This window comes from Acrocarpospora sp. B8E8, assembly GCF_039871605.1.
Classification (GTDB): Bacteria; Actinomycetota; Actinomycetes; order Streptosporangiales; family Streptosporangiaceae; genus Acrocarpospora; species Acrocarpospora macrocephala.
Genome location: NZ_JBDPLV010000103.1, coordinates 23,759 through 31,969, shown reverse-complemented (window position 1 = coordinate 31,969; position 8,211 = coordinate 23,759). Strand labels below are relative to the sequence as shown.

The window sequence follows — 8,211 nt, the reverse complement described above, 5'->3', positions numbered from 1 at the left end:
GTGTTTGAGTTGCTCGACGTTCCGATTCCGATGACGCTGGTCGGCGGGTAGTCACTAATTTTTGATCTTGGATGCTGAGCTTCCTGGTCAGACCCGCATCAGTCCAGCAAGATCAAGCAAGTTCGGTTTAGGCGGGCGAGCAAAGCGTGGTACTCCTCCCAGAGTTCCTTGGGCAGGTGATCGCCAAAGGTTCTGAAGAACTCGGGGACGAGCGCGGCTTCCTCCCGCCAAACCTCCGGGTCGACGGTCAGGAGCAACGAGAGATCCTCGGGGGAAAGGTCGAGACCCTCGGTGTCCAGCGAGACAGGAAGGCGACCGATCGGAGTTTCGACGGCGGAGGCCCGACCGTTGAGGCGGTCGACGATCCATTTGAGTACGCGGCTGTTCTCGCCGAACCCGGGCCAGACGAAGCGCCCCTGGTCGTCCTTGCGGAACCAGTTGACGTAGTAGATCTTCGGAAGCTGCGCCCCCGGCGTCCGGCCGATCGAGATCCAGTGCGCGAAGTAGTCGCCCATGTTGTAACCGCAGAACGGCAACATCGCGAATGGATCGCGGCGCAGCTCGCCGACCTTGCCCTCAGCGGCCGCGGTCTTCTCCGACGCCACGTTGGCACCGAGGAACACCCCCTGCTCCCAGCTGAGAGATTCAGTGACCAGCGGCACAGCGGTGGCCCGGCGCCCACCGAACAGGATGGCCGAGATCGGAACGCCATCGGGGTTCTGCCATTCCCTGGCGATCGTCGGGCACTGCTCGGCGGGCGTGGTGAAGCGCGCGTTCGGGTGTGCGGCAGGCTCGGGCGAGGCGGGCGTCCAGGACCGCCCCTGCCAGTCGGTCAGATGCGCCGGCGGCTCATCGGTCATGCCCTCCCACCAGACATCCCCGTCATCGGTGAGCGCGACGTTGGTGAAGATGCTGTTCCCCCACAACGTCTTGATCGCGTTCGCGTTGGTGCTCTCGCCGGTGCCGGGCGCGACCCCGAAGAACCCGGCCTCCGGGTTGATCGCGTAGAGCCGCCCGTCCGCCCCGAACCGCATCCAGGCGATGTCATCGCCGATCGTCTCGACCTTCCAGCCGGGAATGGTCGGCCGCAGCATGGCCAGGTTGGTCTTGCCACACGCGGACGGGAAGGCCGCCGCCACATAGCGGGCTTCACCAGCTGGCGGGGTGAGCTTGAGGATCAGCATGTGCTCGGCCAGCCAGCCCTCGTCCCGGGCCATCGTGCCGGCGATGCGGAGCGCGTAGCACTTCTTGCCCAGGAGAGCGTTGCCGCCGTACCCAGAGCCGTACGACCAGATCTCCCGGGTCTCCGGGAAGTGGCTGATGTATTTGGTCTGGTTGCACGGCCAGGGCACGTCCGCCTGCCCGGGCTCGAGCGGCGCGCCGACCGAGTGCACCGCCTTGACGTAGTCGCCGCGCTCCTCGATGAGGCGGAGCGCGTCGTCGCCCATCCGGGTCATGACCCGCATCGACACCACCACGTACGCCGAGTCCGTGATCTCTACCCCGAGCTGCGAGATCGAACCGCCGAGCGGCCCCATGCAGAACGGAACCACATACATGGTGCGCCCGCGCATGCTCCCCCGGAACAGTTTGCCGAAGGTGGCGCGCATGTCGGCGGGCGCGACCCAGTTGTTGGTCGGCCCGGCGTCCTCTTCCCGCTCGGAGCAGATGAAGGTCCGGTCCTCGACCCTGGCCACGTCGCTCGGGTCGGAGGCGGCGTGGAAGCTGTTGGGGCGCCGTACCAGCCGGGTGAAGGTGCCCTGGTCGACCAGGAGGTTGGTCAGCCGGGTCCATTCCGCTTCGGAGCCGTCACACCATTCGATCCGGTCCGGCTCGGTGAGTTCGGCGATCGCGCCGACCCAGGCGGCCAACTCGCGGTGAGTGGTCGGGTGGGAGAACTGCTCAGAAGTCGGCTGGGGATTACGCGAAACGGTGACGGACATCGGCGACGGCTCCTTTGTCTAGCGGGGCCAAATCATCATTGACGATGAATACGCGCCTAATCCAATTGGCGTAGACCAGTATGTTTCCACGCCGTTAATCAGGCCATATCCAGCCACCTAAGCGCAGGTGGCGGCCATGATGCTCAGTGGGAGCCTACCCACCAAGGCCCGGTTCAAAGAAAACGCGCCCACTCCTTACCCGAATTTTCCGGCCCACACATTGGTATAGGCCAATCGCATTGGTCCAGACCTTTTGAATAATTGGTTTAGTCCACTACGTCGGGGCCCGCCGCGCGAACTCGATCAACGTGCTGGAGGGCATCGCGCAGGTCAGCGAGCCAGGTGTCGGTGTGCTTGCCGACCAGCCTGACGCACCAGGCGAGGGCGTCGGAGCGGCTGCGGGCGACCCCGGCGGCGACGAGCGTGTCGAGCACCTGCCGTTCCGGCTGCCGCAGCCGGGTCATGACGGGCACCGAGAGAGTGGTGAACATCACTGTCTCCTCGCCGGCGGTGACCCCCCAGGAGACCTTGCGGCGGAACCGGTGCTCGGCCTCGCGGGCGATGCCGATCCGGCGCTCCCTGGTCTCCTCGCGGAACCGCTCGACGTAGCCCTCCAGCGCGGCGGCCTTCTCCACGTCCGGCAGGTCGTCGGCGACGGTCAGCGGCGGGAGCGCGCCGAGCACGGTGATCTCTTCCCGGTCCAGCACGATCTCGGGCCGCCCGGTGAACCAGCCTTCGGGCAACCGCCCGGTGAACCAGCCTTTCAGCTGTTCTTCTGCATCCATGTAATTAAGATTACACCGCCTTCTCACCAAAGCAAGACGTTGACAGTGACTTAATTTTGAGAGTTACTATCAATTCATGGTTACTTCCAGATGGTGGGCTCTGTCAGCCCTTGTACTCAGCGTCCTGGTCATCGGACTGGACGCGACCGTGCTCAACGTGGCGCTCCCCACGCTCGCCGTGGACCTGAACGCCTCCACCGGCGAGCTCCAGTGGATCGTCGACGCCTACCTGGTGACGTTCGCGGCGCTGCTGCTACCCGCGGGCGTGTTCGGCGACCGGCTCGGCCGCAAGAAGTTGCTGGTCGCCGGTCTGGCCGCCTTCGGGGTGGCGTCGGCGGTGGCGATGCTGGCCGACACGACCGGCTGGCTGATCGCGGGCCGCGCGCTGATGGGCGCGGGCGCGGCGCTGATCATGCCGCTGTCCACCTCGATCCTGCCGAGCATCTTCCCCCCGGGCGAGCGGGCCAAGGCGATCGCGGTGTGGACGGCGGGCATGGCCGTCGGGCTGCCGCTTGGCCCGATCGTGGGCGGCTACCTGCTCGACCACTTCTGGTGGGGATCGATCTTCCTGATCAACCTGCCCGCGGTGGCGATCGCGCTGGTCGCCGTGGTCCTGCTGGTGCCGGAGTCGCGCGACCCCGCCACACCCCGGCTGGACGTGCCCGGCACGCTGCTGTCGGTGACCGGCCTCGCCGCCCTGGTGTACGGCGTGATCCAGGCCCCGGTGGACGGCTGGGGCTCCCCCGGGGCTCTCATCCCGCTGGTGGTCGGCCTGGTGCTTCTGACCGCATTCGTCCGGGTGGAAATGCGCAGCAGCACCCCGATGATGGACCTCAGCCTCTTCCGGGACCGGGTCTTCCTGTGGGGTTCGATCGCGGCCTCGCTGGTCTCGCTCGGCATGATGGGCGTGCTGTTCGTGGTGCCGCTCTACCTGCAGGCCGTGCAGGGCTTCGACGCGATGGGCACCGGCCTGCGCATCACCCCGATGATCCTCGGCCTGATGCTCGGCGGATTCGCGGGCGAGCGCCTGCTCAAGAAGACCACGCTGCGGCCGATCATGACCGCCGGGCTGCTGCTGCTCACCGCCGGGCTCGCGCTCGGCGCGATCCTGCCCGGCGAGTACGCCTACACCGCCGCCTGGCTCACGATCGCCGGAGCGGGCGTCGGCCTGACCATGGTCCCCGCCATGGACGGCGTGCTCGCCATGCTGCCCGAGCATCGCACCGGCATGGGCACGGGCGTGCTCCAGTCCCTGCGCCAGACCGGCGGGGCCTTCGGGGTGGCCGGGCTCGGCAGCCTGCTCTCCGCCGTGTACGTAGGCAACCTGCCCGATTCCGCCCCCGAGGGAGTGCGCGACTCGGTGGCGGCAGCCGTACACGTGCCGGAGTTCGCCGCGGCGGGGCGGGACGCCTTCGCGGCGGCGATGGACGCGGTGTTGTGGACATGCGGCGCGGTGGCGCTGCTCAGCGCGGTGCTGGTGGCGGTGTTCATGCGTGGCACGAGCGCGGAGGAGGCGGGAGAATCGGTCCATGAACTCGCCGGGACTGCGTGAACGGAAGAAGGCCAGGACTCGGCGGACGATCCAGGAGCAGGCCCTGCGATTGTTCGCCGAACAGGGCTATGACGCGACGACCATCGAGCAGATCGCGGAGGCCGCGGAGATCTCCCCCAGCACGATCTTCCGATATTTCGCGACAAAGGAAGACATCGTCCTCCAGGACGACTACGACCCCGTGCTGATCGCCATGCTGGCCGAGCAGCCGAAGGACAAACCGCCATTGCGGGCGCTGCGGGACACCTTCCGGGGGTCGATGGAGATGATCCCGGCGGACGAGCAGCGGGAGCTCCTCGCCCGGGCCCGGCTGCAGCTGACCATTCCGGCGATCCGCGCCCGGGTGATGCAGAACATGATGGACACCTTCGGCGTGCTGGCCGAGGCGATCGCCAAGCGGGAAGGGCGCGATCCGGCCGACATCGCGGTGCAGACGCTCACCGGCGCGGTCGTGGGCGCGCTCATCCCCACCCTGCAACGCTGGGTGCGGGAGGACGGCGCGCGCCCGCTCTCCGAGCTGGTGGACGAGGCGTTCGCCCTGCTGGAGGCGGGGCTGCCGATCTAGCGAACCTGGGCGGCGACGCCCGGGCTCACCCGGACCGCCCCGGCGAAGCCCCGGGTGTGGATCTTGGCGAGCTTGACGACGTCGCCGGTCCTGGGCGCGTGCAGCATCTTCCCGTCACCCCAGTAAATCGCCACATGGGAGATATATGCCGGATTGGTGGGATCGCTGCGCCAGAACAGCAGATCGCCCGGCTGGGCCTGCTCCAGCGGGATCTGCGGCCCGCTCGCCCACTGCTGCGACGCCACCCTCGGCATGCTCACCCCCGCCTGCCGGAACGCCCACTGCACCAGACCGGAACAGTCGAAACTCTCCGGCCCTTCGGCCCCCCACTCGTACGGCCTGCCCAGCTTGCCCACCGCCGCCCGCAGCATCGCCTCGGTCTGCTGCGCCGACATGAACGCCGACGCCGGCCACGCGGTCTGCCGCCGGGGCCCGGCCAGCACCGGATTGATCGTCGCCACCTGGCTGCCCTTCGGCAGCAGCCGCAGCAGCGTCCGGCGCAGCTTCCCCGAGTCGGCCTTGGGCGCGCTGACCACCAGCGCGTTCCCCTCCGGCAGGCCCAGGGCCCTGGCGGTCGGCCGGGACACGATCGCGGCGATCGTGCTCATGCCCACCGTCGCGTACGCGCCGATTCTGAGCTTCCGCCCGCCGCTGGTCACCTCGGACCCGAGCGGCAGGCCGCCGTCGTTGCCGAGCTCGAACGAGACGGCCACCTCGCCCTTGGCGATGTTCGCCCACAACACGTCGGACCCGGCGGTCGGCGCCGGGGTGTAGGCCCGGAATGTGGACGGATCGACTCCCATGGTGGGTACCCGCCGCCCGTCCATGCTCACCTCGGCCGCGTCGGTGACGTCCAGCGCGGCGACGCCCGGCACCTCCCGGATCCGGGCGATCGTCTCCGCCGCGAGCGGCTGATCGCTCACCACGAACAGGTGCGGCTGCCGTAACTTGCCCAGCGGGGCCACCGGCGGCGGGGGGTCGTCCCTGGATTCATCGGAGGTGGCCACGAAGTTCTTTCCCGGGACAGCGTTCTTCTGCCGGGCGGCCACGGGACGTTCGGCCTGGCCGTACAGCTCGGCCAGGATCAGGAGGTCGGCGGAGATGACCGCGACCAGCAGCACCACCAGCAGCGGGATCGCCCGCCGCCACAGCCAGGGCAGCCGGAGCGGACGGCGGCCCGGCAGCCGGGGACGGTAGGCGAGATCCCTGCGGGCTTCCGCGAGTGCCCTGCGGATCACGCCCTCACCCCTCTCGCCATGGCCCGACCCACGAGGCTAGCGGATCCAAAACGCCGAAATCCGCCGGAGCGCGTGTCTCCGGCGGATTTTGAACAAACGTCAGTTGCCGATGTACGGCACGGCTTCGAGCACCTCGACCGTGATCGCCCGGCCGTTCGGCATCGTGTACGTCGCCTTGTCGCCGATCTTCTTGCCGTTGATGGCGGCCCCGAGCGGGGACTTGGGCGAGTACACGTCGATCGGGGCGCCGCTCTCCTCGCGGGAGGCCAGCAGGAAGGTCACCTCGTCGTCATCGCCGACGAAGCGGATCGTCACCGTCATGCCGGGCCCGACCACCCCCTCGGTTCGGGGGGCCTCGCCAACCTTGGCGCTGTCGAGGATCTGCCGGAGGTGGAAGATGCGGGCCTCCATCTTGCCCTGCTCGTCCTTGGCGGCGTGGTATCCGCCGTTCTCCTTGAGGTCACCCTCCTCGCGGGCGGCCTCGATCTTCTTGGCGATCTCGATCCGGCCCGGACCAGAAAGGCGGTCGTACTCCTCCTTGAGGCGGTCGTACGCCTCCTGCGTCAGCCAGGTGACGGAATCGTTCTGGGAGACGGCCACGCGGGTTCTCCTTGCTTCCCTAGGTGAGTCGAAAGGCGTAGAAGTTAACGCCTTCGAACGCTTCCCCAAAGATTCCACTATACGAGATTGCAATACTGAACGTGCACGGCTGTGGCTTGCGCACTGGTCTTCACGCGCTCGGTGAACGAATTGTCGGACTCTCCGGCGGGGATCGTGACCTCGCGGGTGCCCACCTCGACGTGGTGGGTGTCCAGGGCGCGCACCAGGCACCTCGCCTCGCGGTCGGCGGGCTTGTGCACCAGGAAGGTTATCGCCGCCGAGTCGGCCGCGCTCGCGTCGAAGGAGACCACCTCGGCCCGGACGTCCGGATTTCCGCGCGCGCTGAGGATCACGTAGCCCCAGCCGGAGGCGATCACGGCGACGATCAGGCCGATCACCGCATACACCACGAACCGGCTGCGGCCCGCGGGGGGCCGTTCGGGGAAGTCCGCGGGCGTGCCGAGAACCGGGCGCGTGACTGGCTCTGGGGACATGCGCGGAATCTCCCTGCGGTCTGGCGGCGTTGTCCGAGACAATTGTTCGCGGAGGGTGCCGCGGAGGCTTGCCCGAGGCGAAAACTGTCGCACCCTGAAGCTAGCCTCTTTGAGCAGTTGCCCAGGACATTTGAGGAGACCCGTGAGTGCTGAGATCGCGCCGTTGAGGCTGATGGCCGTGCACGCGCACCCCGACGACGAGTCGAGCAAGGGCGCGGCGACCATGGCCCGCTATGCCAGCGAGGGCGTGGACGTGCTGGTGGTCACCTGCACCGGTGGTGAGCGCGGATCCATCCTGAACCCGAAGATGGACCGGCCGGACATCCTGGAGAACATGGGCGAGGTGCGGCGGCTTGAGATGGAACGGGCCCGCGAGATCCTCGGCGTGCGCCAGCGTTTCCTCGGTTTCGTCGACTCCGGGCTGCCCGAGGACGAGAACGAGCCGCTGCCGGAGGGGTGTTTCGCGCTGCAGTCGCTGGAGGTGGCCTCCGCGCCGCTGGTGGCCGCGGTCCGCGAGTTCCGGCCGCATGTGATCTTGACGTACGACGACAACGGCGGTTACCCGCACCCCGACCACATCATGACCAACCGGGTCTCCGTGGAGGCGTTCGACGCGGCCGGGGATCCCGATCGTTACCCCGAGGCCGGGGAGCCGTGGCAGCCGCTCAAGCTGTACTACCAGATGGGTTTCTCCAAGAACCGGTTCGAGGCGCTCCATGAGGCGATGACCTCGCGCGGCATGGGCTCGCCGTATGCGGACTGGATCTCCCGCTGGGAGGACAGGCCGGAGAAGTGGGATGTCACCACCCGGGTGCCGTGCGCCGACTTCTTCGAGACCCGGGATCGCGCGCTCCTCGCGCACGCCACCCAGGTGGACCCTGACGGCTTCTGGTTCGTCTGCCCGATCGAGATCCAGATGGAGGTCTGGCCGACCGAGGACTTCCACCTGGCCCGCGCCCTGGTGGACACCACCGTCCCCGAGGACGACCTGTTCGCGGGAGTCCACGCGGAGGCCCCCACCGCCTGCTCGTAGA

8 protein-coding genes are annotated in these 8,211 nt (G+C 68.1%); 3 read left to right on the top strand and 5 right to left on the bottom strand.

The features are described 5' to 3' along the window. Positions 1-98: 98 nt before the first annotated feature. Positions 99-1,943 (bottom strand): phosphoenolpyruvate carboxykinase (GTP), encoded by a 1,845-nt coding sequence (locus tag ABGB08_RS49780; protein ID WP_347606002.1) that lies wholly within the window; start codon positions 1,941-1,943, stop codon positions 99-101. A gap of 266 nt (positions 1,944-2,209) precedes the next feature. Continuing rightward, positions 2,210-2,728: a hypothetical protein gene (locus tag ABGB08_RS49775; protein WP_347605999.1), complete on the bottom strand. Its 519-nt coding sequence runs from the start codon at positions 2,726-2,728 to the stop codon at positions 2,210-2,212. Positions 2,729-2,804: 76 nt separating this feature from the next. On the opposite strand from ABGB08_RS49775, the gene ABGB08_RS49770 reads away from it, so the two are divergent. After that, entirely contained in the window at positions 2,805-4,280 is a 1,476-nt protein-coding gene (locus tag ABGB08_RS49770) for an MFS transporter (RefSeq protein ID WP_347605996.1), read from the top strand. Next, entirely contained in the window at positions 4,258-4,845 is a 588-nt protein-coding gene (locus tag ABGB08_RS49765; RefSeq protein ID WP_347605993.1) for a TetR family transcriptional regulator, read from the top strand. The genes ABGB08_RS49770 and ABGB08_RS49765 overlap by 23 nt, the downstream gene beginning before the upstream one ends. On the opposite strand, the gene ABGB08_RS49760 is transcribed toward ABGB08_RS49765, so the two are convergent. From ABGB08_RS49760 to ABGB08_RS49750, 3 genes are all read right to left on the bottom strand, one after another. Continuing rightward, positions 4,842-6,083: a C40 family peptidase gene (locus tag ABGB08_RS49760; RefSeq protein ID WP_347605990.1), complete on the bottom strand. Its 1,242-nt coding sequence runs from the start codon at positions 6,081-6,083 to the stop codon at positions 4,842-4,844. The two genes, ABGB08_RS49765 and ABGB08_RS49760, sit on opposite strands and share 4 nt — an antisense overlap. Before the next feature lie 99 nt (positions 6,084-6,182). Further along, positions 6,183-6,683 carry a transcription elongation factor GreA gene (gene greA / locus ABGB08_RS49755; RefSeq protein WP_155347057.1) on the bottom strand — a complete coding sequence of 167 codons (501 nt, stop codon included), beginning with the start codon at positions 6,681-6,683 and terminating at the stop codon, positions 6,183-6,185. A 77-nt stretch (positions 6,684-6,760) separates the two neighbouring features. Continuing rightward, positions 6,761-7,177, bottom strand: coding sequence for a DUF4307 domain-containing protein (locus ABGB08_RS49750; protein WP_155354771.1), 417 nt, complete (start codon positions 7,175-7,177; stop codon positions 6,761-6,763). Positions 7,178-7,349: 172 nt separating this feature from the next. Between ABGB08_RS49750 and mca the strand changes: the two genes are divergently transcribed. Then, positions 7,350-8,210, top strand: a complete 861-nt coding sequence (gene mca, locus ABGB08_RS49745) for a mycothiol conjugate amidase Mca (protein ID WP_347606005.1) — start codon at positions 7,350-7,352, stop codon at positions 8,208-8,210. Position 8,211: the final 1 nt, after the last annotated feature.